26 protein-coding genes and 1 pseudogene are annotated in these 23,802 nt (G+C 59.8%); 12 read left to right on the forward strand and 15 right to left on the reverse strand.

Features of this window, described 5'->3' with window-relative positions:
* The first annotated feature begins 148 nt into the window (after nt 1-148).
* Nucleotides 149-1,063: a LysR family transcriptional regulator gene (locus tag QMX91_RS16210; RefSeq protein ID WP_097088034.1), complete on the forward strand. Its 915-nt coding sequence runs from the start codon at nt 149-151 to the stop codon at nt 1,061-1,063.
* Here QMX91_RS16210 and QMX91_RS16215 read toward each other — a convergent pair.
* Together QMX91_RS16215 and QMX91_RS16220 are read right to left on the reverse strand one after the other, a co-directional pair.
* Entirely contained in the window at nt 1,053-1,820 is a 768-nt protein-coding gene (locus QMX91_RS16215; RefSeq protein ID WP_098968203.1) for a substrate-binding domain-containing protein, read from the reverse strand. The two genes, QMX91_RS16210 and QMX91_RS16215, sit on opposite strands and share 11 nt — an antisense overlap.
* 12 nt (nt 1,821-1,832) lie before the next feature.
* Complete coding sequence (locus QMX91_RS16220; RefSeq protein WP_098968204.1) at nt 1,833-3,125, reverse strand: MFS transporter; 1,293 nt, start codon at nt 3,123-3,125, stop codon at nt 1,833-1,835.
* Nucleotides 3,126-3,550: 425 nt separating this feature from the next.
* Between QMX91_RS16220 and QMX91_RS16225 the strand changes: the two genes are divergently transcribed.
* From QMX91_RS16225 to QMX91_RS16235, 3 genes are all read left to right on the forward strand, one after another.
* Nucleotides 3,551-3,859, forward strand: a complete 309-nt coding sequence (locus QMX91_RS16225) for an RcnB family protein (RefSeq protein ID WP_027613230.1) — start codon at nt 3,551-3,553, stop codon at nt 3,857-3,859.
* A gap of 101 nt (nt 3,860-3,960) precedes the next feature.
* Entirely contained in the window at nt 3,961-4,461 is a 501-nt protein-coding gene (locus tag QMX91_RS16230) for a hypothetical protein (protein WP_098968205.1), read from the forward strand.
* A 63-nt stretch (nt 4,462-4,524) separates the two neighbouring features.
* Nucleotides 4,525-4,863 carry an FKBP-type peptidyl-prolyl cis-trans isomerase gene (locus tag QMX91_RS16235; protein WP_098968206.1) on the forward strand — a complete coding sequence of 113 codons (339 nt, stop codon included), beginning with the start codon at nt 4,525-4,527 and terminating at the stop codon, nt 4,861-4,863.
* Nucleotides 4,864-4,945: 82 nt separating this feature from the next.
* On the opposite strand, the gene QMX91_RS16240 is transcribed toward QMX91_RS16235, so the two are convergent.
* The 5 genes from QMX91_RS16240 to QMX91_RS16260 form a co-directional block, all read right to left on the reverse strand.
* On the reverse strand, nt 4,946-5,281 hold the full coding sequence (locus QMX91_RS16240) for a hypothetical protein (protein WP_098968207.1): 336 nt from the start codon (nt 5,279-5,281) through the stop codon (nt 4,946-4,948).
* Nucleotides 5,278-6,516 carry an S-type pyocin domain-containing protein gene (locus QMX91_RS16245; protein WP_098968208.1) on the reverse strand — a complete coding sequence of 413 codons (1,239 nt, stop codon included), beginning with the start codon at nt 6,514-6,516 and terminating at the stop codon, nt 5,278-5,280. The genes QMX91_RS16240 and QMX91_RS16245 overlap by 4 nt, the downstream gene beginning before the upstream one ends.
* Before the next feature lie 111 nt (nt 6,517-6,627).
* On the reverse strand, nt 6,628-6,891 hold the full coding sequence (locus tag QMX91_RS16250) for an XRE family transcriptional regulator (RefSeq protein WP_139055919.1): 264 nt from the start codon (nt 6,889-6,891) through the stop codon (nt 6,628-6,630).
* Nucleotides 6,892-7,056: 165 nt separating this feature from the next.
* On the reverse strand, nt 7,057-7,326 hold the full coding sequence (locus tag QMX91_RS16255) for a hypothetical protein (protein ID WP_223007985.1): 270 nt from the start codon (nt 7,324-7,326) through the stop codon (nt 7,057-7,059).
* 157 nt (nt 7,327-7,483) lie between these two features.
* A complete protein-coding gene (locus QMX91_RS16260) occupies nt 7,484-7,861 on the reverse strand; it encodes a DUF6124 family protein (RefSeq protein ID WP_223007984.1) in 378 nt (125 codons plus the stop codon).
* Between the two features lie 623 nt (nt 7,862-8,484).
* On the opposite strand from QMX91_RS16260, the gene QMX91_RS16265 reads away from it, so the two are divergent.
* Nucleotides 8,485-8,760, forward strand: coding sequence for a metal/formaldehyde-sensitive transcriptional repressor (locus tag QMX91_RS16265; RefSeq protein WP_003223990.1), 276 nt, complete (start codon nt 8,485-8,487; stop codon nt 8,758-8,760).
* A gap of 12 nt (nt 8,761-8,772) precedes the next feature.
* Nucleotides 8,773-9,708: a CDF family Co(II)/Ni(II) efflux transporter DmeF gene (dmeF, locus tag QMX91_RS16270; protein ID WP_282413037.1), complete on the forward strand. Its 936-nt coding sequence runs from the start codon at nt 8,773-8,775 to the stop codon at nt 9,706-9,708.
* Here dmeF and QMX91_RS16275 read toward each other — a convergent pair.
* A complete protein-coding gene (locus QMX91_RS16275) occupies nt 9,705-10,808 on the reverse strand; it encodes a cytochrome P450 (protein WP_282413038.1) in 1,104 nt (367 codons plus the stop codon). The two genes, dmeF and QMX91_RS16275, sit on opposite strands and share 4 nt — an antisense overlap.
* Before the next feature lie 78 nt (nt 10,809-10,886).
* Here QMX91_RS16275 and QMX91_RS16280 point away from each other — a divergent pair, with 78 nt between their 5' ends.
* From QMX91_RS16280 to QMX91_RS16290, 3 genes and pseudogenes are all read left to right on the forward strand, one after another.
* Nucleotides 10,887-11,645 carry a helix-turn-helix transcriptional regulator gene (locus QMX91_RS16280; protein WP_282413039.1) on the forward strand — a complete coding sequence of 253 codons (759 nt, stop codon included), beginning with the start codon at nt 10,887-10,889 and terminating at the stop codon, nt 11,643-11,645.
* 147 nt (nt 11,646-11,792) lie between these two features.
* Nucleotides 11,793-13,013 carry a putative DNA modification/repair radical SAM protein gene (locus QMX91_RS16285; protein WP_047601560.1) on the forward strand — a complete coding sequence of 407 codons (1,221 nt, stop codon included), beginning with the start codon at nt 11,793-11,795 and terminating at the stop codon, nt 13,011-13,013.
* Nucleotides 13,010-13,828: pseudogene (locus tag QMX91_RS16290) on the forward strand (TIGR03915 family putative DNA repair protein); the annotation flags it as partial. The gene QMX91_RS16285 and the pseudogene QMX91_RS16290, both read left to right, overlap by 4 nt.
* Before the next feature lie 23 nt (nt 13,829-13,851).
* On the opposite strand, the gene QMX91_RS16295 reads toward QMX91_RS16290, so the two are convergent.
* Nucleotides 13,852-14,460, reverse strand: coding sequence for a LysE family translocator (locus tag QMX91_RS16295; RefSeq protein ID WP_282413040.1), 609 nt, complete (start codon nt 14,458-14,460; stop codon nt 13,852-13,854).
* A gap of 105 nt (nt 14,461-14,565) precedes the next feature.
* On the opposite strand from QMX91_RS16295, the gene QMX91_RS16300 reads away from it, so the two are divergent.
* The gene (locus QMX91_RS16300) at nt 14,566-15,444 is read left to right on the forward strand and encodes a LysR substrate-binding domain-containing protein (protein WP_282413041.1); all 879 of its coding nucleotides are present in this window, start codon (nt 14,566-14,568) and stop codon (nt 15,442-15,444) included.
* Between the two features lie 54 nt (nt 15,445-15,498).
* Here the strand turns inward: QMX91_RS16300 and QMX91_RS16305 are convergent, their stop codons facing one another.
* From QMX91_RS16305 to QMX91_RS16325, 5 genes are all read right to left on the reverse strand, one after another.
* Nucleotides 15,499-16,518, reverse strand: a complete 1,020-nt coding sequence (locus tag QMX91_RS16305; protein WP_027613221.1) for a branched-chain amino acid aminotransferase — start codon at nt 16,516-16,518, stop codon at nt 15,499-15,501.
* 270 nt (nt 16,519-16,788) lie between these two features.
* Nucleotides 16,789-18,162 carry a dihydrolipoyl dehydrogenase gene (gene lpdA, locus QMX91_RS16310; RefSeq protein WP_134786059.1) on the reverse strand — a complete coding sequence of 458 codons (1,374 nt, stop codon included), beginning with the start codon at nt 18,160-18,162 and terminating at the stop codon, nt 16,789-16,791.
* Between the two features lie 4 nt (nt 18,163-18,166).
* Nucleotides 18,167-19,447, reverse strand: coding sequence for a dihydrolipoamide acetyltransferase family protein (locus tag QMX91_RS16315; protein WP_282413042.1), 1,281 nt, complete (start codon nt 19,445-19,447; stop codon nt 18,167-18,169).
* Entirely contained in the window at nt 19,448-20,506 is a 1,059-nt protein-coding gene (locus tag QMX91_RS16320; protein ID WP_123462612.1) for an alpha-ketoacid dehydrogenase subunit beta, read from the reverse strand.
* 1 nt (nt 20,507) lies between these two features.
* Complete coding sequence (locus tag QMX91_RS16325; RefSeq protein WP_003224001.1) at nt 20,508-21,743, reverse strand: 3-methyl-2-oxobutanoate dehydrogenase (2-methylpropanoyl-transferring) subunit alpha; 1,236 nt, start codon at nt 21,741-21,743, stop codon at nt 20,508-20,510.
* 185 nt (nt 21,744-21,928) lie between these two features.
* Here QMX91_RS16325 and bkdR point away from each other — a divergent pair, with 185 nt between their 5' ends.
* The gene (bkdR, locus tag QMX91_RS16330) at nt 21,929-22,417 is read left to right on the forward strand and encodes a Bkd operon transcriptional regulator BkdR (RefSeq protein ID WP_007965286.1); all 489 of its coding nucleotides are present in this window, start codon (nt 21,929-21,931) and stop codon (nt 22,415-22,417) included.
* Here bkdR and QMX91_RS16335 read toward each other — a convergent pair.
* Nucleotides 22,414-23,277, reverse strand: coding sequence for an MBL fold metallo-hydrolase (locus QMX91_RS16335; RefSeq protein ID WP_282413043.1), 864 nt, complete (start codon nt 23,275-23,277; stop codon nt 22,414-22,416). The genes bkdR and QMX91_RS16335 overlap by 4 nt on opposite strands.
* Before the next feature lie 91 nt (nt 23,278-23,368).
* On the opposite strand from QMX91_RS16335, the gene QMX91_RS16340 reads away from it, so the two are divergent.
* On the forward strand, nt 23,369-23,710 hold the full coding sequence (locus QMX91_RS16340; RefSeq protein ID WP_007965280.1) for a metalloregulator ArsR/SmtB family transcription factor: 342 nt from the start codon (nt 23,369-23,371) through the stop codon (nt 23,708-23,710).
* Nucleotides 23,711-23,802 lie beyond the last annotated feature (92 nt).

A 23,802-nucleotide genomic window follows, 5' to 3' on the forward strand; every position in this document is an offset into this window, starting at 1 on the left:
GCGCTGGTTCAGTCGATGTTGATGGCGACTGTGACACCGCATTCGCGAGCAAGCCCGCTCCCACTAGGGCGATATCATCAAATCTGTAATAAATTGCATCATTTGGTTACATTGATAGCCTTCACGAATCAATCTTTTCGAGTCCGCCATGGCCATCAACTTCGACCTCAACGACCTGCAAGCCTTTCGCGCCGTGGTCGAGCAGGGCAGTTTCCGCAAGGCCGCCGACACCGTGCGCCTGTCACAACCGGCCCTGAGCCGACGCATCGAGAAGCTTGAAGACGCCCTCGGCGTAAAGCTGTTCGAGCGGACCACGCGCAAAGTCAGCCTGACCCAGGCCGGGCGTGGCTTCATGCCCAGCGTCGAGCGTTTGCTGGATGATCTGGACGTGGCGCTGCTGGGCATCAGTGAAGTCGCATCGACCCGACTCGGTCATGTCACCGTGGCTTGCGTACCCTCGGCGGCGTACTACTTCATGCCGCGGGTGGTCGCTCGCTATCACCAGCAGTTTCCGCGGATCAAGGTCAAAGTCCTCGACTCCAGCGCCCACGACGTGTTGAGCGCAGTGGTCAACGGCGAGGCGGATTTCGGGTTGAGTTTTCTGGGCACGCAGGATGCCAAAGTCGATTTCGAACCGCTTGTGCAGGAGTGCTATGTCGTCGCTTGCCGGCGCGATCACCCTTTGGCCGGACGCAGCAGCGTGACCTGGGACGAGTTCTATCAGCAGGATTACATCTCGCTGGACAAGACGTCCGGCAACCGTTTTCTGCTCGATCAGGCCTTGAGCAGCGTGGTGCCGCAGCGCCCGAGCATCTGCGAGACGCGGCATGTGACGACCATGATTGGTCTGGTGGAGGCGGGGCTTGGCGTGGCGGCGGTGCCGTTGATGGCGATGCCCGGGCCGGATCATCCGATCCTGACGCGGGTGCCGCTGACCGATCCGCAAGTGATGCGCAGTGTCGGCATCCTCAAGCGCCGGGGTCGCACGTTGACCCCGGCGGCATTGGAACTGGAGCGGCTGGTAGTGGAAATGAAAGTCCAGCCGCCAACGCTTAGCGCTTGACCGAATCCAGCCCGGTGGCTTGCACGTCAGCCTGGGCGGCAGGCGCGGCAAGATAGTCGAGCAGGGCCTTGGCCTCTTTTGGATGCTGCGCGCCGACCGGGATGCCGGCGGCGAAGCGCGTCACCGACTGCACCGACTCCGGAATCTTCCCGACAAACGTCACCCCCGGCACCGGCAGCAATTCGCTGACCTGCTGGAAGCCCAGTTGGTAATCGCCGGTGGCAACCACCGAGCCGACCGGGACTTTCGGGACCATTTTCGCTTTCGGTTTCAGCTGATCTTCAACGCCGAGTTTGTTGAACAACTCCTTCTCGATGTACACGCCGCTGGCGCTGTCGGAGTAGGCCACCGATTTTGCGTCGAGCAGGGTTTTCTTCAGGCTTTCGACGCTGCTGATATCCGGCTTCGGCGCGCCTTCACGCACCACCAGACCGATCCGTGAATCCGCCAGTTCGACCCGCGAGGCCGGGTCGACCTTGCCCTGTTTGATCAGGTCATCGAGGGCGTAGCCGACCATGATCACCACGTCGGCGTGCTCACCGCGAGCGAGGCGATTAGGGATGGCTTCCGGCGCCTTGCCCATCGACGGACCGAGTTGGGTGTCGAGGGTGTTGCCGGTGGCGGCCGCGAATTTCGGGCCGAGGATTTTGTAGGCGGCGGTGAAGCCGCCCGACGTCATCACGTTCAGCTGTTCAGCATGGGCCAGGGCGCTGAAAGCGAAGAGGGCGATGGCGCTGAGATTGATCAGTTTTTTCAAGGTGATTGCTCCTTATGCGGCAACCGGTTGCAAACGGCCGCCTGCGCGGCGATAGAGGTACAACGTGGCGCACAACGCGCACAGTGCGCCGACGCTCATCCAGTAACCCGGCGCCGCTTTGTCGCCGGTGTACTGGATCAGGAAGGTCGACATCGCCGGGGTGAAGCCGCCAAAAATCGCGGTCGCCAGGCTGTAGGCGAGGGAGAAACCGGCTACTCGCACTTCCACCGGCATGATCTCGGTCAGCGCCGGAATCATCGCGCCGTTGTACATGCCGTAGATGAACGACAGCCACAGCAGCGACAGCAACATATGGCTGAAGCTCGGCGCCTGCACCAGGTACGACAGCGCCGGATAGGTGGTGGCCAATGCCAGCAGCGCCATGGCGATCAGCACCGGACGCCGGCCGATACGGTCGGACAACATGCCGCCAATCGGCAGCCAGAAGAAGTTCGACACGCCGACCAGCAAGGTCACCAGCAACGCATCGGAAGTGCTCAGGTGCAGCACGGTTTTACCGAAGGTCGGCGCGTACACGGTGATCAGGTAGAACGCGGTGGTAGTCAGCGCGACCATCAACATGCCGCCCAGCACCACGCCCCAGTTCTGACCAAGCGTGCGAAACACTTCCTTCATGCTCGGGCGGTGTTTGCGTGCGGCAAACTCTTCGGTTTCTGCCAGGTTACGCCGCAGGAAAAAGATGAAGGGCACGATCATGCAACCGACGAAAAACGGAATGCGCCAGCCCCAATCGGCAATCACGTCTGGCGCCATCCACGCGTTCAACGCATAGCCCAAGGCTGCCGCGACGATGATCGCCACTTGCTGACTGGCCGACTGCCAGGCAGTGAAAAAGCCCTTGCGGCCAGGGGTGGCGATTTCCGACAAGTACACCGAAACACCGCCCAGTTCCGCACCGGCGGAGAAGCCTTGCAATAGCCGTCCGACCAGCACCAGCGCTGGCGCAAACAGACCGATGGTCTCGTATCCGGGCACCAGCACAATCAGGATCGTGCCGCTGGCCATGATCGACAGGGTGACGATCAACCCTTTGCGCCGACCGACGTCATCGATGTACGCACCCAGCACGATCGCCCCCAGCGGACGCATCAGAAAGCCTGCGCCGAATACGGCAAAGGTCATCATCAGGGAAGCGAACTCACTGCTCGCGGGGAAGAACACCGCCGCGATCTGCGTGGCGTAGAAGCCGAACAGAAAGAAGTCGAACTGTTCGAGGAAGTTGCCCGAGGTGACCCGGAAAATGGCGCCGGCCCGCGAGCCGCCGTGTGGGATTGAGGCTGTCATAGAAAAATCTCCACCGCTTTTATGACGTGCGCGGCGTGGAAGCGGCGCACGGTTGTTATTGCGGCGGATGGTCGCGCAGCTGTAACAGGATGTTAATTGCATTGTTGGCATGGATTGATGTGCAAAGCGGATCAATCCTGAAAACACCATCTAATCTGTGGGAGCGGGCTTGCTCGCGAAAGCGGTGGTTCAGGCGGAAAAGTGTTGAATGTGCCGGCCTCTTCGCGAGCAAGCTCGCTCCCACAGTTTTGCGGGGCGATCACACATCCTGTTTCATCAGCGGACCCTGTGGGAGCTGAATTGCCAGCGATGACGATCTGCCTGCCAACGACAATTCCCCAGCCAGCTCAGGCAAAAAAACAAGGAATGATTCCAGTCCTCCGCAGTCGGAGTTCAGGTATCACACATCTGAAGGAGGTTCACCGATGAACAGCAAAACCCTAATCGCCAGCCTGGCCCTGGTCGCCGGCATTGCCGGGATCAGCCCACTTGTTCAAGCGGCGCAAACCTCAAGCGAACCCACGGTCCAGTCGCCGACCAGCGACCGCGAATTGAAGGTCAACGACCGGGCTCCAGACATTTATCAGCGCAGCGACAAAGCGTTGAAAAACTGGAAACAGAAAGGCTTGAAAGCCCCGGTCGATCAGGCGCAGTGGGTGCAGATCAATGACAAGTACGTGATGGTCATGATCACCAACGGCACCATTGTCGAGATGCAGCCTGTCGAGCGTTAAGCGCTTCGGCAACAATTGGCCATGGACGGTCGATTGCATTCGGGCGCCATTCGGGTAAAACGCGAAGGGCGTTTCGAGTGACCGGATGTCAGGAGCAATCGTTGGAAAAGAAACCGCTTTATCGCAAAGAAAATACCACTGCTCACAACGTCTGGCGCAACAATCAGGGCAGTCACTATCGATATGAGCGTAATACCAAAGCCGAGAGGCGTAGCGAGGCGACGCGGGGTTCGATGCATGGGATCAAGCATCACGGCTATGATTACACGCCATTATTTCGCTTTCTGTTATCTCGTGTCGGAGGTAACTGGGATGAGATTTACAGCGAAGCGGTTGCGCGCCTTGATCGCCCGGAGCCAGTGTTCTGGATGGTGTCCATCCATGAAGATGATCGCGAGGACATTGTGCGACTGGGTGAGTCGAGCTACTTCAATGGCCTGTACGTCGATGAAAAAAAGCGCCTGCAAATCGTCAATCCGGATTTGAAGGCCGAAGAGATGAAGCCTCATTGCCAATGTTGCACCCATACTTTCAATGGCGTTGTGTTTGGCTTGCCTCCTGACAGAGTGTTTCCACTCGATAAACCTCCAATCATTGGTTAATGAGTTGCGACCAGCCGACATTTCTGGGAAAACGGCGGCCTGCTGAGAAATAGAGTGAATGTCATGACTGATGAACTGCAGGTAATCAATCTTCAGGTGGGCGAGGGCAAGGCTGCCGTCAAAGGCGCGCTGATTACCACCCATTACACAGGCTGGCTGGAAGACGGCAGCGAGTTCGATTCTTCTCACAGCCGTGGCAAACCTTTCCAGTGCGTGATTGGCACGGGCCGGGTGATCAAGGGCTGGGATCAAGGGCTGATGGGCATGCAAGTGGGCGGTAAGCGAAAGCTGCTGGTGCCGGCGCATTTGGGCTATGGCGAGCGGACGATGGGCAAGATTCCGCCGCATTCGAATCTGGTGTTCGAGATTGAATTGCTGGAGGTTTTGACGCGGGAGGATTGAAGGTGGCGATTGTCGAAGCTGTTCGGATGAGGGCCGGGGACCCTCATCCCAATGTCATTAGCTTGAGCGTTCGTTCGGCGGGTCAGGTGAATGTGTCGATATCGTCAAGCGTGTCCTCAATGATGCCCTTCAGAGCAGGGAACTTCCTCTGAACGGTTTCGAGCGCGGGCAGGACGGTTTCAGTATTCATTTCGCCATGACGGCGAGCGATATGGCCAAGAGCGGTGACCGCAGACGCCACAATCGCTTCAGTTTTGTTGGTGAGATATTTCAGGCAGGTGTCTTGAGCCCAGGCTCTGTCGGTATCATTCAGACCGATAGACAACAGAGCGGAAACGACATTTTCATCTAGGTCGCTGGCGAGACGTCTTATGGCTTCATCATGGCTGAGCGATGGGTCTTGATAAATGAGGCTCATTTTTTTGCTCCGAGGATATTGCCTTTGTTGTCTACTTTTTTGGCTTTGATCAGTGCATTTTTCATATCTTGATGAAGTTTATCCCATGCCCGTACGTGGCCGTGGTAGACATCTCCGCCCGTGCGGTCAAATACAACTAGCTCATTTGTGTCCGGATCGACACCAATGCGGCGTGGCGATGTGGGTTTTACCTGAACAGAGTTTTCCAGCGTTTCCTGGCCATTAGTGGGCCCCTTACTTTTGACGGGTGTATCTTTTTTTCCGTGGTAACTGGCCGCGTCGAATTCAAGCGCCAGGACAATATAGAGCGGTTTGATGCCTGAATTGGCTGGGAACACCAGAATGAAGTCCTGATATTCCGGTGGATAAACCGGATTAACGATGATTTTGTCCGCCTGTTCTGTCGGCGGATAAATCCATATCTGTGGCGCTTGCGGCGCGCTTTCCAGTGGCGGGATCCCCGTGGTACTGGAAGGGTCAACAACGGGAGTCCAGATCAGTGCTGCCCCATTACCGAAGTCCGCAACTTGTTGGGTTCCTTGCTCGACGAACTTTACGACAGGAATCATCTCCCAATCACTGCGCGTTTGGGTATTGTATCCGTACCCTTTCAGAGTGCCGTCTGGCTGTTGTGCTACGTGTAGTCGTACACGAGTTCGGCCTTTGTCGAGTGATTTGAGTTGTTCTTCTGTGTACAGAGAACTGTCGCCCAAACTCGATGGCCAAAGCAGTGCGACTATTCCGAGTAGTACTCCAGCGCCAACACCTCCCGTCGCCACGGCTGCACCGCTCACTGCGCTACCACTTGTGCTTGCTACGGCAGTCAGACCAAGAGCAAGAGTTCCTGCTGAGTTGGGCAAGTGGCTGCCGTAGATTTTTTTCAGCGGTATGTTTCCGACGGCATCTCGTTCGCGGCCGCCTAGCAGGGAAAACTCTCCAAAGTCGGCCAGCCTCTCTACCGGTATAAACCCGGCGGTGCTTGTGTGATTAATGACACCATCCGGAAGTTTGCAGCTTTTGGTAAACACACAGCCTTTAACATCGCGCTGATACTTTAGCGGTTGTTCGATCAATCGATTCTCATACGCCTGCTGCCTAGCCAGCATATCGTCATAAGCAGTCTGTCTTGCCTCCCTCTCCGCCAGTTCGCTGGTTGTCATGTAGCGGCTGGTAATGTGGTGACCGTCACCGGCCGGTGGGTTTTGAACCCGGGGTATATCCTTTTTACTGGCCATCAGCGTCCTTGTTAAATCGCTTCTGAAAACGATGCGGACGCTATATCAAGGGGCTTTTGATGGCTGTAGGACGGGTCTGAAACTTTAGCGATTGTTACAAGTGTAAAAAAATCAGGCTAGGGACATCTCTAGGTTGGCTAATTCACCCAGAGTGAAATTATCGATCTTGCCGTTAATTAAATTGTTGAGGCGTGGCTGAGTAATTCCCAAGCGCATGGCGGTATCCTTTTGGGGAAGCTCCCAGGCTCGGATCGTCTCGCAAAGTGTGCGCATTAGTTTGGCCCGCAGGCGCATGTTGGCGGCGTCCTGCGGCGTGTCTTCCAGTGCGTCCCAGACGCTTGTAAAGCGCCTGGAGTCGGGTGGGTGATGTTTCATGATTAGGTTCTCTTCCTTGGCTTTGTTATTAGAAATTCGTTAGCAGAAAGGGCGTCTTCGCGAGCAGGCTCACTCCGACAGATGATTGCTGGCTCTTGGAACTCGAGTACACCGCCGATCCAATGCGGGAGCGCGCCTGTTCGTGAAGAACGATGACGCGGTTAATCAGGCAACCATAGCGATCTCGCCCATCGTTTCTGCCACCGTCCGTTCCAATGCAGGAAAGCGGCGTTTCACCCGCTGTAGCGCTGGCAGCACAGCCTCCATTTCAAGCCCATCAAGTTTCCCTAGAGCGTTCACGGCCGAGGCCACAATTGTTTCTCGCTCGCTTTCAAACAACACCAGGCATGCGTTCTGCGCCCAGCGGCGATCCCGTTCGTTGAGGCCCATGGCGACTAATGCGGCGACGACGTGGGCATCTGTTTTATTGGCCATGTGAAATTCTCCTTTGCGTCGTTTTTCTTGTGGCGAGGGAGCTTGCTCCCGCTGGGTTGCGAAGCGACCCCAAGCCCCATCGATCCGGTTCGGATCCGGATTTTCGACTGCTGTGCAGTCGAGCGGGAGCAAGCTCCCTCGCCACGGGGACGCTTTTTCAATTGCTGATCGGGGGCTCGAGGTTGTCGAGGGCGCGGTTGACGGCGAGTTCGCCTAGCATCACCACTTGCTGGATGCCGAGCAGGGTGTTGCGGTAGGGCGTGTCGAGCAGGCTGGCGAAGTCGCTGAGCATGATGCTGGCCGAGGCCATGGATTCGCAGGCGTGGGTCAGCAGTTCTTCGTTGTCCATGTTCGGGGCGACGACAAACATGTGGCTGGGTTTGCGCTCGGGCGGGGCTTGCGGTTTCAGGTAGTGATCGAGGGCGCGTTCGGCGGCTTCGTGGAGTCTTCTGGAATTGGGGTCGGAGTAGGGGGATGTTGATTCCGGGTCAGGTATTGCGTCCGCTTCAGGCGGATTTGGCGTCACTTTAAACATTTGCTGGGTAACCTCAATGAGGCTGACACGCACTTGCGACTAAACAATAGGTGGCAGCTGTACGCAGGTTAGTCGACCAGTACCCAAGCATTACTGGCGCGCCCGAAGGCGCCCTGCGCACAGCCGCCATTGAGCGCAGGCGTAGAGATGCCTGACTGAATAACAGCTTGCGAACTTGAGATAACACCGAGCGACTAAACCCGATCACTGATCATTCAGTGACGCGAGCCAAGTTACCGATGCCCCCCAAACCGCACAAGCCGGCGGATTCTGGCGCAGTTGTAGGCAAAGGCGCAAGGCGATGTAGCCTCTTGGATGATGCTGAAATGATGCTGCGTTTTTCAGGCTGCCATCGCCAGCAGGCTGGCTCCTACAGGGGAATCTGCGTACGGCGCGGAACCCGAGCACCCCCCGGAAAAATGTAGGAGTGAGCCTGCTCGCGAAGGGGCCGGTACATCCAGCATCTTTGTTTCCAGACACACCGCTATCGCGAGCAGGCTCACTCCTACAACGGGAGTGAAGTTGCTTTCCGCATCCCGTTCATCCCTCGAATGCTCACCAAGCTTGCGCTTGCCCAAGCCATCGGCGACTATGCGCGCCATATAGGGGTAGGGGGTATAGGTATGTCGCACATTCATGAACACAAAGACGAGCTGCTCAACCGTGTACGACGCATTGCCGGCCAGGTACAGGCCGTCGAGAAAGCGCTCGAGGGCGATGCCGATTGTGCCAAGACCTTGCATCTGGTGGCGGCGATTCGTGGGGCGGTCAACGGTTTGATGGAGCAGTTCATCGAGGCCCACACCCGTGAACATGTGGCGCATCCCGACCTCACCGACGAACAACGTGCCCAGGGCGCCGAAGATCTGCTGCAAGCCATCCGCCGTTATTCCAAATAGAGCATCCGTATCATGAGCCTGACCCCAAGCGCTGAGCGTTTCAGCCACGATCACCAATTCCTCGGCGCGTCTCACGACGAAAACGCCCGCCGCACCCTGTGGGTGGTGGCACTGACATTTGTGATGATGATCGGCGAGATCGCCGCCGGTTATCTCACCGGCTCCATGGCCCTGCTGGCCGACGGTTTCCACATGGCGACCCATGCCGGTGCGTTGGGCATTGCTGCTGCGGCCTATGGTTTCGCCCGGCGCAACGCCAACAACCGCCGCTACAGTTTCGGCACCGGCAAGGTTGGCGATCTGGCCGGTTTTGCTTCAGCCATGGTGCTGGGGCTGGTGTCGCTGGGCATTGCCGGCGAGTCGATTTTTCGCTTGTTTGAACCAACCACTGTGGCGTTTGGCGAAGCAACCGTGATCGCGATTGTCGGGTTGGGCGTAAACATCCTCAGCGCCTTCCTGCTGATTGGCCATCACGGCCACGACCATGGCCATCAGCATGATCACGCGCACGGCCACGATCATCATCACCATCACGACAACAATCTGCGTTCGGCCTATGTCCATGTACTGGCCGATGCCCTGACCTCGGTGCTGGCGATTGCCGCGTTGCTGGCCGGGCGCTACCTCGGTTGGGTGTGGCTGGATCCGGCGATGGGGATTGTCGGCTCGATTGTCATCGCGAAGTGGGCCTATAACCTGATGCGCGACAGCGCTGCGGTGCTGCTCGACACCACCGACGAACCGGTTGCCGCAGAGATTCGCGAACTGCTGGAAATCTCGGACGACGTGCGCATCAGCGACCTGCACGTCTGGCAGGTCGGCCCGCAGGCGCGGGCGGCGATTGTCAGTGTGGTCGCGGCGGCGGGCGTGACGACGGAGGCGATTCGCGAACGGCTGGCGCCGGTGCATGAGCTGTCGCACCTGACCATTGAGCTGCGCAGCGCTTAAGGCTGCATTGCGCTGAACAGGGGAATCCGCCCATTGAGCGATGGGCGGTAATGCCACGTCAGTTGTTGCAGATTCATACCCTGATCAAGGATTTCTCTGACAGTCGCAGCGGCAATGCTCAACGCCAGCGTCTGCCCCGGACACTGATGCCGGCCGCTGCCAAAGCTGAAACTGCGCCGGTCAGGACGATCCAGCAGAAACCGCTCGGGCTCTGCATTCAACAAAGGATCGCGGTTGGCCGAGGCCAGCAGCACCAGAATCACCTCACCGGCCTCAAGCCGCACGCCATTGATCTCGCAAGTCTGCGCGACAAAGCGCCGAGTGTTCTGCACTGGCGGATCAAAGCGCTGAACCTCGGCCAACAGTGCGTCCACTGAGGCATGGCGCAATTCGGGCTGACGTCGCAGCGCAATCAGTGCATTGCCGATCAGTCCCGCACTGGCCTCGAGCGTCTGCGAACAGAGGCCGATCAGGTTGGCAATCATGGTCTCCTCATCGCCATCAAATCGCTGCCCGACGGCCTTGAGCAAATCGCTAGGCGGTTCGGCCAGCAACTCGACGAAGTAACCGCGCAATTGCTCCGCCGCCGCATGCGCCGCCGCCAGTTGCAGGTCATTGCTCAGCGGCGACAGGCAGGCGACGAAGTCCGCGGTCAGATCACTGATCGCCCGGCCCTGCGCCGGGGTGAAGCCGAGCAGCGCCGCGACCACGCACACCGGGCCGCGAAACATCGCCTTATTTAAGCCGTCGGCGTCCGCTGTAATCAGACGCGCGGCCACCAGTGCGCGTACCTGCTCGTCATCTATCAACTGCAGTGACGGCTCGATTGCCGCACGCGGACAGCGCTGACGTTCGCCATCGTTCATCCGCATCAACTGCCCGAACACCTTGCCGGCCAGCCCCGAGGCAATCGCCTTGGGCACCGGTTCCTGCAACGGTCGCACCCGACAATCGGCATGCGTCAGCACCGCACGCACCGCTCGGGCGCTGCTGGCGACCCACAGCTTCAATCCATGATCAAAGGCCAGTCCGCCCTCGGCGCGCAGTTTGGCGTAGTAGGGGTAGGGATCGGCATGCGTCGCAGCGATGATCGGGTCCATGGTTCACAGCCTTGTGGTCGGGAAAGTGATGCGAGTATCTTCAGTTCGCAGCGACGACGATTCGTCGGGGAGCGAAATATGCACGCAGAACATCAAGACATCGGCGTTTCGCAGGTGGCGGCCGCCATCGCCGAACCGGCACGCACGAAAATTCTCTGCTCGCTGATGGACGGCCACGCCCGCACCAGCACTGAATTAGCGGCCGTGGCGCAAGTCAGCGCCTCCACCGCCAGTGCACATCTGGCCAAGCTCAAGGATCTGGCACTGGTGCGCCTGCACGTGCAGGGCCGCCATCGTTATTACAGCCTCGCCGATCAGCGGGTGGCTCAGGCGCTGGAAGCGTTGATGGTGATCGGACAGAACGCCGCGCCGGGCTTCAAGCCGCACACCCCGGATCGCCTGCAATTCGCCCGCACCTGCTACGACCACATGGCTGGGACGCTCGCGGTGTTGCTCCACGACCGTTTGCTCGAGGCGGGGTGGCTGGTGGAAACCGATGAGCGGGTTTATCGCTTGAGCGGCACCGGCGACGCGTTGTTTGCGAGCTTGGGAATTGAGGTGCAGGACTTGAGTACCTTGCGCCGCAAGTTTGCTTGCCCGTGCCTGGACTGGAGCATGCGCCGGCCGCATCTGGGCGGATCGTTGGGCGCGGCGTTGTTGCAGATGGCGTTGAAACGCAAGTGGGTGACGCAGGATCTTGATAGTCGAGCGTTGGCGCTCACCGTGGCGGGACGAAAGGAAATGGGTAAGCGGTTTGGTCTTGAGTTGCCTTTAGACGCGAAGATCAAAAGATCGCAGCCTGCGGCAGCTCCTACAGTAAGTCCGTACACCCGATAAATCTCGACCCTGCCCAATCCATGTAGGAGCTGCCGCAGGCTGCGATCCTTTGATCTTGAGCTTCTGCCCGACGAGGTGCGCTTCTGGCTCCTTGTAACCCCGTGCTCGGACCTATACTGTATATCCACACAGTAAAGAGCCCGCGCCATGCAAATCATCGACAAGCTCAGCATTCTCGCCGACGCCGCCAAGTACGACGCCTCCTGCGCCAGCAGCGGTGCGCCCAAGCGCAGCTCCGAAGGCAAGAGCGGGTTGGGTTCGACCGATGGCATGGGCATCTGCCACAGCTACACGCCGGACGGCCGTTGCGTGTCGCTGCTGAAAATCCTCCTGACCAATTTCTGTCTCTACGACTGCCAGTATTGCGTCAACCGTCGCTCCAGCGATGTGCCGCGCGCACGCTTCACCCCCGAGGAAGTGGTCACGCTGACCCTGGATTTCTACCGGCGCAACTGCGTCAGCGGGCTGTTTCTCAGTTCGGGGATCATCCGTTCGGCGGACTACACCATGGAACAACTGGTGCGCGTGGCGAAGCTGTTGCGCGAGCAGCACGAGTTTCGCGGCTACATTCACCTCAAGACCATTCCCGAGGCCGATCCGGCATTGATCGAGGAGGCCGGGCGCTACGCCGATCGCCTCAGCGTCAATATCGAACTGCCCACCGACGCCAGCCTGCAAACCCTGGCGCCGGAGAAGCAGATCGGTTCGATCAAGCAGGCAATGAACACCATTTACACCGGCGTACAAACGGTGCTCAACGAACCGCGTTCGGCAAAATTCGCTCCCGCCGGGCAGAGCACGCAAATGATTGTCGGCGCCGATGACACCGACGACAGCACGATCCTGCACAGCGCCCAGTCGCTGTATGGCAACTACCGCTTGCGGCGGGTTTACTATTCGGCCTTCAGCCCGATTCCCGATAGCCCGAAAAGCGTGCCATTGGCCGCACCACCGCTGATGCGCGAACATCGTTTGTATCAAGCCGATTTCCTCTTGCGCAGCTACGGCTACAGCGCCGATGAGTTGCTCAAGGGCCCGGGTAATCTGGCGCTGGACATCGACCCGAAACTGGCTTGGGCGCTGCAGAATCGCGAGGTGTTTCCGCTGGACCTGAACCGCGCCGAGCCGTCGCTGATCGCACGAATCCCCGGCATCGGCCTGCGCACCACCGAGCGTCTGGTGCAATTGCGCCAGCAACGGCGCATCCGCTACGAAGATGTGGCGCGCATGCGTTGTGTGTTGGCCAAGGCCAAGCCGTTCATCATCACCAGCGACTACCACCCGCAACAGGCCGAAGTCACCAGTCATATGCTTTACCAGCAACTGCGCGACCGGCCGCAGCCGCAGCAGATGGGGTTGTGGGGATGATCAATCTCGATTGCGACGACCTGTTCGACACCTGGCGCCAGCAGGCACGCTGGCTGCTCAGCCATGAAGTCGACCCGAGTCTGGTGAGTTGGGCGTCGGAAGGGGTGAGCGATCTGTTTGCCAGTGACGTTTCGGTGCCCGAGGGGCAGGGGCCGTTTCAGGCACGCATCCCCCGTGCACTGCTCGATACCCTGGAGCAAGCCGCGCGCTACCGGGGCGACCAGCGCTGGAGTCTGTTGTATGAAGTGCTGTGGCGAGTCAGCCATGGCGATCGCACGGCGATGATGGCCGGCGACAAGCTCGGCAGCGAGTTGCAGCGGCGGATCAAGCAGGTGCAGCGCGAAGCCCACCATTTGCATGCGTTCGTGCGTTTCATCGAACGCCCGCAGGATCAGCCAGGCCCGCAATACGTCGCGTGGCACGAACCGGCCCACGACATCCTGCACAGTGCCAGCGAACATTTCATCGGACGCATGGGCCGGCATCGCTGGTTGATCGCCACGCCGCGTGACGGGGTTTATTACGATGGCGAACAGTTGATTCATCAGCGCCAGTGCCCGGTGGAATGGCAGCAGCTGGCGCAGAACGTCGATGACCCGCATGGCGAGCTATGGCTGACCTATTACAGCCACATCTTCAACCCGGCGCGATTGAACGAGAAGGTCATGCAAGGGCATTTGCCGGTGCGGTTCTGGAAGAATTTGCCGGAAGGGGAATTGATCCCCGGGTTGATCACCCAGGCGCGGATGGGCAAACAGCAAAATGGTCAGGCCAGCGGAATAGCCGCGCGAGCCGGCAAGCGAATTGCCTTGAAACAGAATGAGCCTGAGCAGGTCGATCAGCGGGTTGCCGACGCCATCAGCAGACCAAAACCGGCAAAGGTCACTCCCGAGACTTTCGCCGCCAGCCAGGATCCTTTCGGGCTCGACAGCCAGCCTTTGGCCGCATTGGCGAGCAGGGCGTAGCTGCCGTGCACCAGAATTACCAGCACCGCGTAAGAGGCCACCAGTTTGAAGAACTGCGGGTAAAAAGCCTGTTCAGTGTCGATGAACTGCGGGAATACGGCCAGAAAGAAGAAGATCGCTTTCGGATTGAGAAACTGCAGGGACGCGGCTTCGAGAAAACGGTAGCCCGGACGAGAAGGGCGAACCTGCTGCAGGCTACGGAAACGATCTGAACGCCAGCTCTTGAAGCCCAAGTACAACAGGTATGCAGCTCCGGCGTATTTCAGCACGGTAAACGCCTCGGCCGAGACGCTGAGGATCAAGCCGACGCTGGTGGCGCTGAGGGCAGCCACCACGAAAGCGCCCGAGGCGATGCCCAGAATGCCGGGTACTGCGCCGGTCCAGCCCAGGCGCACGGCGTTGGACAGGGTCAGCACCACGCCCGGGCCGGGGCTCAAAATGGTCAGGGCGGCGAACAATACAAAGAGTCCGTAGCTGTGCATGATGTTGCTCCGTCGAATCGCGTATCTGCGTGCGGGCAGATTGGCGTGGCGGCAACGCGCTGACAAACGCTTTAAATGCAGTGCATATGTAACTAAATTAGACCCATGAAAAATTCACTTCCCCCGCTCAATGCGGTTCGCGCCTTCGCGGTGGCTGCTCGTCATCAGAGTTTCAGCCTGGCGGCCGACGAGCTGCATGTCAGTCATAGTGCGGTCAGCCGCCACGTCAAATTGCTTGAAGAACATCTGGGCGTTTTGTTGTTTGAACGGCGCATCAGGCAGTCGCTGCTGACGCCGGCGGGTGAGCTTTTTTATCAGCAAGTCAGCGCCGGTCTGGCGCAGATTGCCGACGCCGCTGCCGAGGTGAGGCGACAGGCAGCGCGGTTGACGATCACGATCAATGTCCGGCCGTCCTTCGCCCTGTTATGGCTGACGCCTCGTTTGGCGGACTTTTCGGTGCAGCATCCGCACATCGACACCCAGGTCGTCACGCAGACCCAGTCGCCGGATCCGGCCCGCGACGATTTCGACATTGTCATCCGCCGGGGCCGTGACGATTGGGCGCCGACGCTGGAGGCGCACGCGTTGTTCGAGGATGAATTGGTCATGGTCGCGGCGCCGGCATTGATTGAGCGACTGCCACTGACAAATCTCGCCGGCCTCAGTGCGCATACCTTGCTGACCGTCAGGGCGCGGCGTGAAGACTGGCACCACTGGGCCATGCATTTTGGCCAGAGCCAGAGCAGTAGCCAGGTGATCCGCCAGTTTGATTACATGCACCGGGTGCTGGAAGCGGCCGTGGCGGGCGAGGGCATCGCGCTGTGTCCGACTACTTTGCTCGGCACGCATTTGTCGAGTGGTCGCCTGATCTGTCCGTTGCCGGATCTGCGCATGCCGCTGCCACGCTATTACTACGGCGTTGCCCCGCAAGCGTCGGCGCACACCAAAGTGTTGATTGAGTGGCTACAGCAACAGCGCCCATGAAAAAGCCCCCATCGATCACTCGATGGGGGCTTTTGTGCATCAGCAGCCGTCAGATCAAACCTTGACGATCCAGCCCGCTGGCGCTTCGATGTCGCCGGTCTGCACGCCAGTCAGCTCTTTGTAGAGCTTCTGGGTGACCGGGCCGACTTCGGTTTCGCTGTGGAACACGTGCAGGTGGTCGTTGTAACTGATCCCGCCGATCGGGGTGATCACCGCCGCGGTACCGCAGGCGCCGGCTTCCTTGAAGTCCGACAGTTTGTCGATCAGCACGTCGCCTTCAATCACTTCCAGACCCAGACGGGTTTTCGCCAGTTCGATCAGCGACAGACGGGTGATGCCTGGCAGCACGGATGGCGAGTTCGGGGTGATGAACTTGTTGTCGTGAGTGATCCCGAAGAAGTTGGCCGAACCGACTTCCTCGATCTTCTTGTGGGTCAGCGGATCCAGGTAGATGGCGTCAGCGAAGTGCGCTTTCTTGGCCTGGGAGCCCGGCATCAGGCTGGCGGCGTAGTTGCCACCGACCTTGGCCGCACCAGTGCCTTGTGGGGCGGCGCGGTCGAAGCTGGAGATCTGGAAGTTGTGCGGAGTCAGGCCGCCCTTGAAGTAGGCGCCGACCGGGATCGCGAATACCGAGAAGATGAACTCCGGCGCGGTACGCACGCCGATGTTGTCACCCACGCCGATCACGAACGGACGCAGGTACAGCGCGCCGCCGGTGCCGTATGGCGGGATGAAGCGCTCGTTGGCGCGAACCACTTCCTTGCACGCTTCGATGAACTGCTCGGTCGACACGTGCGGCATCAGCAGGCGGGCGCAGCTGCGCTGCATGCGCGCGGCGTTCTGGTCGGGACGGAACAGGTTGATCGAGCCGTCCTTGCAACGATAAGCCTTCAGGCCTTCGAAGCACTGCTGGCCATAGTGAAGGGCAGTCGAGCCTTCGCTGATGTGCAGCACGTTGTCTTCGGTCAGGGTGCCTTTGTCCCACTCGCCATTGCGAAAGTACGACAGATAGCGTTTGTCGGTCTTGATGTAGTCAAAACCCAGCTTGTCCCAATTGATGCTTTCGTTACCCATGACACCCTCTATCACTGAACAACCGTCGAAACGGTTCAAGGCTTCTGACGTTTTTTTGGATGGGCACAACAATACTTCATTCTTGCGCGGTTTCGCAGCCCGGACTATCGGATGACAGGCAGATAAATCGTGTCGGCCTCAAGAATTCGCGAGCAAGCCCGCTCCCACAGGGGGAATGCATTTTCCTGAAGAAGCCGCTCCCACATTTTGGAATACATTTCCCTGTGGGAGCGGGCTTGCTCGCGAAGAGGCCACCACTGCCACCATCCATCACAGATGCAACGCATGCCCCAAAGCACGCAACGCCGCTTCCTGCACCGCTTCACCCAGGGTCGGATGCGCATGAATAGTGCCGCCAATGTCTTCGAGGCGCGCACCCATTTCCAGGCTTTGCGCGAACGCGGTCGACAACTCGGAAACGCCTGCCCCGACCGCTTGCCAGCCGACAATCACATGATTGTCGCGACGCGCGACCACGCGCACGAAGCCGCTTTTCGATTCCAGGGTCATCGCCCGGCCATTGGCAGCGAACGGGAAGCTGGAAACGATGCAGTCCAGCCCGGCAGCCTTGGCTTCGTCCGGGGTCTGGCCGACCACCACTAGTTCCGGGTCGGTAAAGCACACGGCGGCGATGGCGGTCGGGTTGAATTCGCGGGATTTGCCGCTGATCAGTTCGGCAACCATTTCGCCCTGAGCCATGGCGCGATGGGCGAGCATCGGCTCGCCGCTGAGGTCGCCGATGGCGTAGACGTTGCGCATGCTGGTCTGGCATCGGCTGTCGATCTTGATCGCCGAGCCGTTCATGTCCAGGTTCAGCGCTTCAAGGTTCCAGCCCTGCGTATTCGGCTTGCGCCCGACTGCCACCAGCACCTGATCGGTTTCCAGATTGAGGGTGTCGCCGTTCGGGTCACGCACCTGCAAGGTGCCATCGAAACCCAGCACGCTGTGCTTGAGGTAGAGCTTCACGCCCAATTGCTTCAGCGCTTCGTGCACCGGTTGCGTCAACTCGGCATCATAGGCTGGCAGGATACGATCCTGCGCCTCGACCACGCTGACCTCGGCGCCGAGCTTGCGGTAAGCAATTCCCAGCTCCAGACCGATGTAACCGCCGCCGACCACCACTAGACGTTTGGGCACGGACTTCGGTGCCAGCGCTTCGGTGGAGGAGATGATCGGCCCGCCGATTGGCAGGATCGGCAGGTTGACGCTGGTCGAACCGGTGGCCAGCACCAGATGTTCGCACTGGATCCGCGTATCGCCGACTTCCACGGTTTTGCCGTCGATGACTTTGGCCCAGCCATTGATGACCTGGACCTTGTTCTTTTTCAGCAGTGCGGCGACGCCGGTGGTCAGGCGATCGACGATGCCGTCCTTCCACTCGACGCTCTTGCTGATGTCGAGGGTTGGCGCCGAGACGCTGATGCCCAGCGCCGAATGCTGGCTGTGATGGCGGGTCTGGTGGAACTGCTCGGCCACGTGAATCAACGCTTTGGACGGAATGCAGCCGATGTTCAGGCAAGTGCCACCCAGCGATTGGCCTTCGACCAGAATCGTCGAAATGCCCAGTTGCCCGGCGCGAATCGCCGTGACGTAACCGCCGGGGCCGCCGCCGATGATCAGCAGCGTGGTGTTCAAGGTTTGCATTGCATCACTCCACAAACAGGGTTGCGGGTTGTTCGATCAAGCCACGAATGGCCTGGATGAAGAGCGCCGCGTCCATGCCGTCGACCACGCGGTGATCGAAGGAGCTGGAGAGGTTCATCATCTTGCGGATCACCACTTGGCCTTTGACGACCATTGGCCGTTCGACGATTTTGTTCACGCCGACGATCGCCACTTCCGGCAGGTTCAGCACCGGGGTGCTGACGATGCCGCCCAACGCACCGAGGCTGGTGAGGGTGATGGTCGAGCCGGACAATTCGTCGCGGCTGGCCTTGCCATTGCGTGCGGCATTGGCCAGACGCGAGATTTCCGCGGCGCTGTCCCACAGGCTGCGCGCCTCGGCGTGACGCACCACCGGCACCATCAGGCCGACATCGCTTTGCGTGGCGACACCGACATGCACTGCGCCGAGGCGGGTGATGACCTGGGCTTCGTCGTCGTAACGGGCGTTCATCTGCGGGAAGTCGCGCAGGGCCACGACCAGTGCGCGGACCAGGAACGGCAGCAAGGTCAACTTGCCCCGGCTGGCACCGTGTTTTTCATTCAGATGCGCGCGCAGTTCTTCGATGGCGGTGACGTCGATTTCCTCGACGTAGCTGAAGTGCGCGGCACGCTGAGTGGCGTCCTGCATGCGCTGGGCGATCTTGCGGCGCATGCCGATCACTTGAATCTGTTCTTCATCGTGACGCTGGGCGTACGCGGCGGTTGCCGGTGCCGAAGCGTTTGATTGACCCTGGGCCAAATAAGCGTCGAGGTCTTCGTGCAGCACACGACCGGCCGGGCCGGTGCCGCGTACCAGACGCAGCTGAATGCCCAGATCCAGCGCATGTTTGCGCACGGCCGGCGAAGCCAGCGGACGTTCATCAGCCTCGCGGGCAACCATCGGGCCTTGGCAAACCGGTGCGGAACGCGGTGCAGCAGCGGCGGCAGGTTTGCTCTCGACTGCGGCTTCAACTTTCGACGCAGCAGGTGCCTCTTTCGTAGCAACCGGTGCTGATGCGGCGGATTCCTTCAGGTTTCCGGCGCCTTCAACTTCGATGCTGATCAGCACACTGCCGACCGCCATCACTTCACCCGGCTGACCGCCGAGCGCAATCACCTTGCCGTGGACCGGCGATGGAATATCGACCATTGCCTTGTCGGTCATCACGTCCGCCAACACCTGGTCTTCAACCACCAGATCGCCAACCTTGACGTGCCACTGCGACAGTTCTACTTCTGCGATGCCTTCGCCGATGTCCGGCATCTTGATAACGTGCGTGCCCATTCAGACCTCCATGACCCGTTTCAACGCCGCGCCCACTCGGGACGGCCCTGGGAAATACGCCCACTCTTGCGCGTGCGGGTAGGGGGTGTCCCAACCGGTGACGCGTTCGATCGGCGCTTCCAGGTGGTGGAAGCAATGCTCTTGCACCAGCGCCACCAGTTCGGCGCCGAAACCGCAGGTGCGGGTGGCTTCGTGCACCACCACGCAGCGGCCGGTTTTCTTCACCGACTTGACGATGGTTTCCAGGTCCAGCGGCCACAGGCTACGCAGGTCGATGACTTCGGCGTCAACGCCACTTTCTTCAGCGGCCACTTGCGACACGTACACGGTGGTGCCGTAGGTCAATACGGTCACGTCCTTGCCCGGACGGGTGATCGCGGCGACGTCCAGCGGCACGGTGTAGTAACCGTCCGGCACCTGGGCTTGCGGGTGTTTCGACCACGGGGTTACCGGACGGTCGTGGTGGCCGTCGAACGGGCCGTTGTACAGGCGTTTCGGCTCTAGGAAGATCACCGGGTCATCGTTTTCGATGGAGGCGATCAGCAGGCCCTTGGCGTCGTACGGGTTGGACGGCATCACGGTGCGCAGGCCACAGACCTGGGTGAACATCGCCTCGATGCTCTGGCTGTGGGTCTGACCGCCGTAGATCCCGCCGCCACATGGCATGCGCAGGGTCATCGGCGCGGTGAACTCGCCGGCCGAGCGATAACGCAGGCGCGCGGCTTCGGAAATGATCTGGTCGGAAGCCGGGTAGACGTAGTCGGCGAACTGAATCTCGGCCACCGGGCGCAGGCCGTAAGCGCCCATGCCCACCGCAACACCGACAATGCCGCTTTCAGAGATCGGCGCGTCGAATACCCGCGAGGTGCCGTACTTGGTCTGCAGGCCTTCGGTGCAACGGAACACGCCGCCGAAGTAGCCGACGTCCTGACCGAACACCACCACATTATCGTCACGCTCAAGCATCACATCCATGGCCGAGCGCAGGGCCTGGATCATGGTCATGGTGGTCGTGGTCATGGCGGTTTCCAACTGAATATTGTTGTTGTGATCGTTCATGTCAGATCCCCAACTGCTGACGCTGGCGCTTCAAGTGCTCCGGCATCTCTTTGTAGACGTCTTCGAACATGGTTGCGGCGCTTGGAATCTGCCCGCCGGCGAGGGTGCCGTACTGTTCGGCCTGTTTCTGCGCGGCAATCACTTCGGCTTCGAGCTCGGCGCTGACGGCGGCGTGCTCTTCTTCCGACCAGTGGCCGACCTTGATCAGGTGCTGCTTCAGGCGGGCAATCGGGTCGCCCAGCGGGAAGTGGCTCCAGTCATCGGCAGGACGGTATTTCGACGGATCGTCGGAGGTCGAGTGCGGGCCGGCGCGGTAGGTGACCCATTCGATCATGGTCGGGCCGAGGTTGCGCCGGGCGCGTTCGGCAGCCCAGGCGGAAGCGGCGTAGACCGCGTAGAAGTCGTTGCCATCGACCCGCAGCGAGGCGATGCCGCAACCAACGCCGCGTCCGGCGAAAGTGGTGGCTTCACCCCCGGCGATGGCCTGGAAGGTCGAGATCGCCCACTGGTTGTTGACCACGTTGAGGATCACCGGCGCGCGGTAAACGTGAGCGAAGGTGAGGGCGGTGTGGAAGTCCGATTCGGCGGTGGCGCCGTCACCGATCCAGGCCGAGGCGATTTTCGTGTCGCCCTTGATCGCCGAGGCCATGCCCCAGCCGACGGCCTGAATGAATTGGGTCGCGAGGTTGCCGGAGATGGTGAAGAAACCGGCGTCCTTGACCGAATACATAATCGGCAACTGCCGGCCCTTGAGCGGATCACGCTCGTTGGACAGCAGTTGGCAGATCAGATCGACCAGCGGGACTTCGCGGGCCATCAGAATGCTTTGCTGACGGTAGGTCGGGAAGCACATGTCGTCGATGTTCAAGGCCAGGGCCTGGGCGCTGCCGATGGCTTCCTCGCCAAGGCTCTGCATGTAGAACGACATTTTTTTCTGCCGCTGGGCGACCACCATGCGGTTGTCGTAGATCCGCGTCTTGAGCATGGCGCGCATGCCCTTGCGCAGGATTTCGACCGGCACGTTTTCAGCCCAGGGGCCGAGGGCGTTGCCCTGATCGTCGAGCACCCGAATCAGCCCACGCGCCAGGTCGGCGGTGTCGGCAGGTTCGACGTCGATGGAAGGTTTGCGCACCGTGCCGGCATCGGTCAGATGCAGGTAGGAGAAGTCGGTTTTGCAGCCTGGGCGGCCCGAGGGTTCAGGGACGTGCAGACGCAGCGGTTCATACGCTTGGGTCATGGCTTCTACGCTCGATCTTGTGAATTTCTTGTAGTGAGCTGGCAATCATTCTTGGGTGAAAGAAATCTTGTCCTACAACAATCATAGGCCCGGGCCAGAAGAATATTTCTCTCTGTTTCGTTGCGCTGGAGACGATTTGCAGATAGAAATTCTGCATAAACATAAAAAACAGGTGGTTTTGTCTCATGCGCAAACTGGACCGTACCGACATCGGCATTCTCAACAGCCTTCAGGAGAATGCGCGCATCACTAACGCCGACCTCGCGCGCTCGGTGAACCTGTCGCCGACGCCGTGTTTCAACCGGGTCAAGGCGATGGAGGAGTTAGGGCTGATTCGCGAGCAGGTGACGCTGCTCGATGCCGATCTGCTGGGGCTGCATGTGAACGTGTTCATTCACGTCAGCCTGGAGAAACAGGTCGAGGAAGCGTTGCAGCATTTCGAAGAGGCGATCTCCGATCGCCCCGAAGTGATGGAGTGCTACCTGATGGCCGGCGACCCGGACTATCTGATCCGGGTGCTGGTGCCGACGATTCAGGCGCTGGAGCGGTTCATGATGGACTTTCTGACCAAGGTGCCGGGGGTGGCGAATATCCGGTCAAGTTTTGCCTTGAAGCAGGTGCGCTACAAGACGGCGTTGCCGTTGCCGGCGAATGGTTTGACGCTGGGCACTTAAAGCTGGTTGATCGGCACTTTCAGATAAACCACACCATTGTCTTCGGCCGCCGGAAAATTCCCCGCCCGCACATTCACCTGAATCGCCGGCAGCAACAGCGTCGGCATGCCCAACCCGGCATCGCGTTTGGTGCGCATCTCGACAAACGCCGCCTCGTCGATCCCGTCATGCACATGAATATTGCTCAGACGCTGCTCACCGACGGTGGTCTGGCATTGCGCAGCGCGGCCCTCGGGCGGGTAGTCGTGGCAGACGTAGAGTTTGACGCTGGCCGGGAAGGCCAGCAGTTTGTGGATCGAGTGGAACAGCTGATGCGCGTTGCCGCCGGGGAAGTCGCAGCGGGCGGTGCCGACATCGGGCATGAACAGCGTGTCGCCGACCAGAATCTGTTCGCCGTCGATCAGGTAAGCCATGTCCGCCGGGGTGTGGCCGGGGACGTGCAGGGCGGTGGCCTTGAGGTTGCCGATCATGAACGACTCGTTCGGCGCGAACAGGTGATCGAACTGCGAGCCGTCGACGCAGAATTCCGGTTCCAGATTGAATAGCGCCTTGAACACGTTCTGCACTTTGCTGATCGACTGGCCGATCGCGATCCTGCCGCCGAGTTCGCGGCGCAGGTACGGCGCGGCGGACAGGTGATCGGCGTGGGCGTGGGTTTCCAGCAGCCATTGCACCTGCAAGCGGTGTTCACGGACGAAAGCGATGATTTTGTCGGCCTGCACCGTGCAGGTGCGCCCGGCGGCGCCGTCGTAATCGAGTACCGGATCGACGATTGCACACTGCCCGCCATCGGCTTCATAGACCACGTAGCTGTAGGTCGAGGAGGCGGGGTCGAGGAAAGCTTCAATCTGCGCGGGCATGGACACCAACCTGAATCAGGGAAATGGGTTGCAACACTTTATCTAAAAACATAATGTTCGCAGCTTAAGTGACGTTGAAGGCCTCGTGCAAATGCAATCCAGTCTGACCGAATGTGAAGTCGCCCAATTGCGGGCGTCCGCCTCCAAGGCCTGTGCGCTGCTCAAGGCGTTGGCCAATGAGGATCGCCTGTTGATCCTGTGCCAGTTGACTCAGGGCGAGCGCAACGTCGGCGAGCTGGAAAAAATGACCGGCGTGCGCCAGCCGACGCTGTCCCAGCAGCTGGGCATCCTGCGCGATGAAGGGCTGGTGGCGACTCGTCGTGAAGGCAAATACATCTTTTACGGTCTGGCCAGTCCTGAAGTGATTCAGGTGATGAAGACCCTGTCCGGGTTGTATTGCGGAGCGGTGCTGAAAAGCCTGGGCCATCAATAAATGTCAGCCACCACACAATCTCTGTAGGAGTGAGCCTGCTCGCGATAGCGGTGTATCAGCCAACATCTTCATAGACTGACATACCGCTATCG

Origin of the sequence: Pseudomonas sp. PS01299, from assembly GCF_029960145.1 — a bacterium.
GTDB lineage: Bacteria > Pseudomonadota > Gammaproteobacteria > Pseudomonadales > Pseudomonadaceae > Aquipseudomonas > Aquipseudomonas putida_A.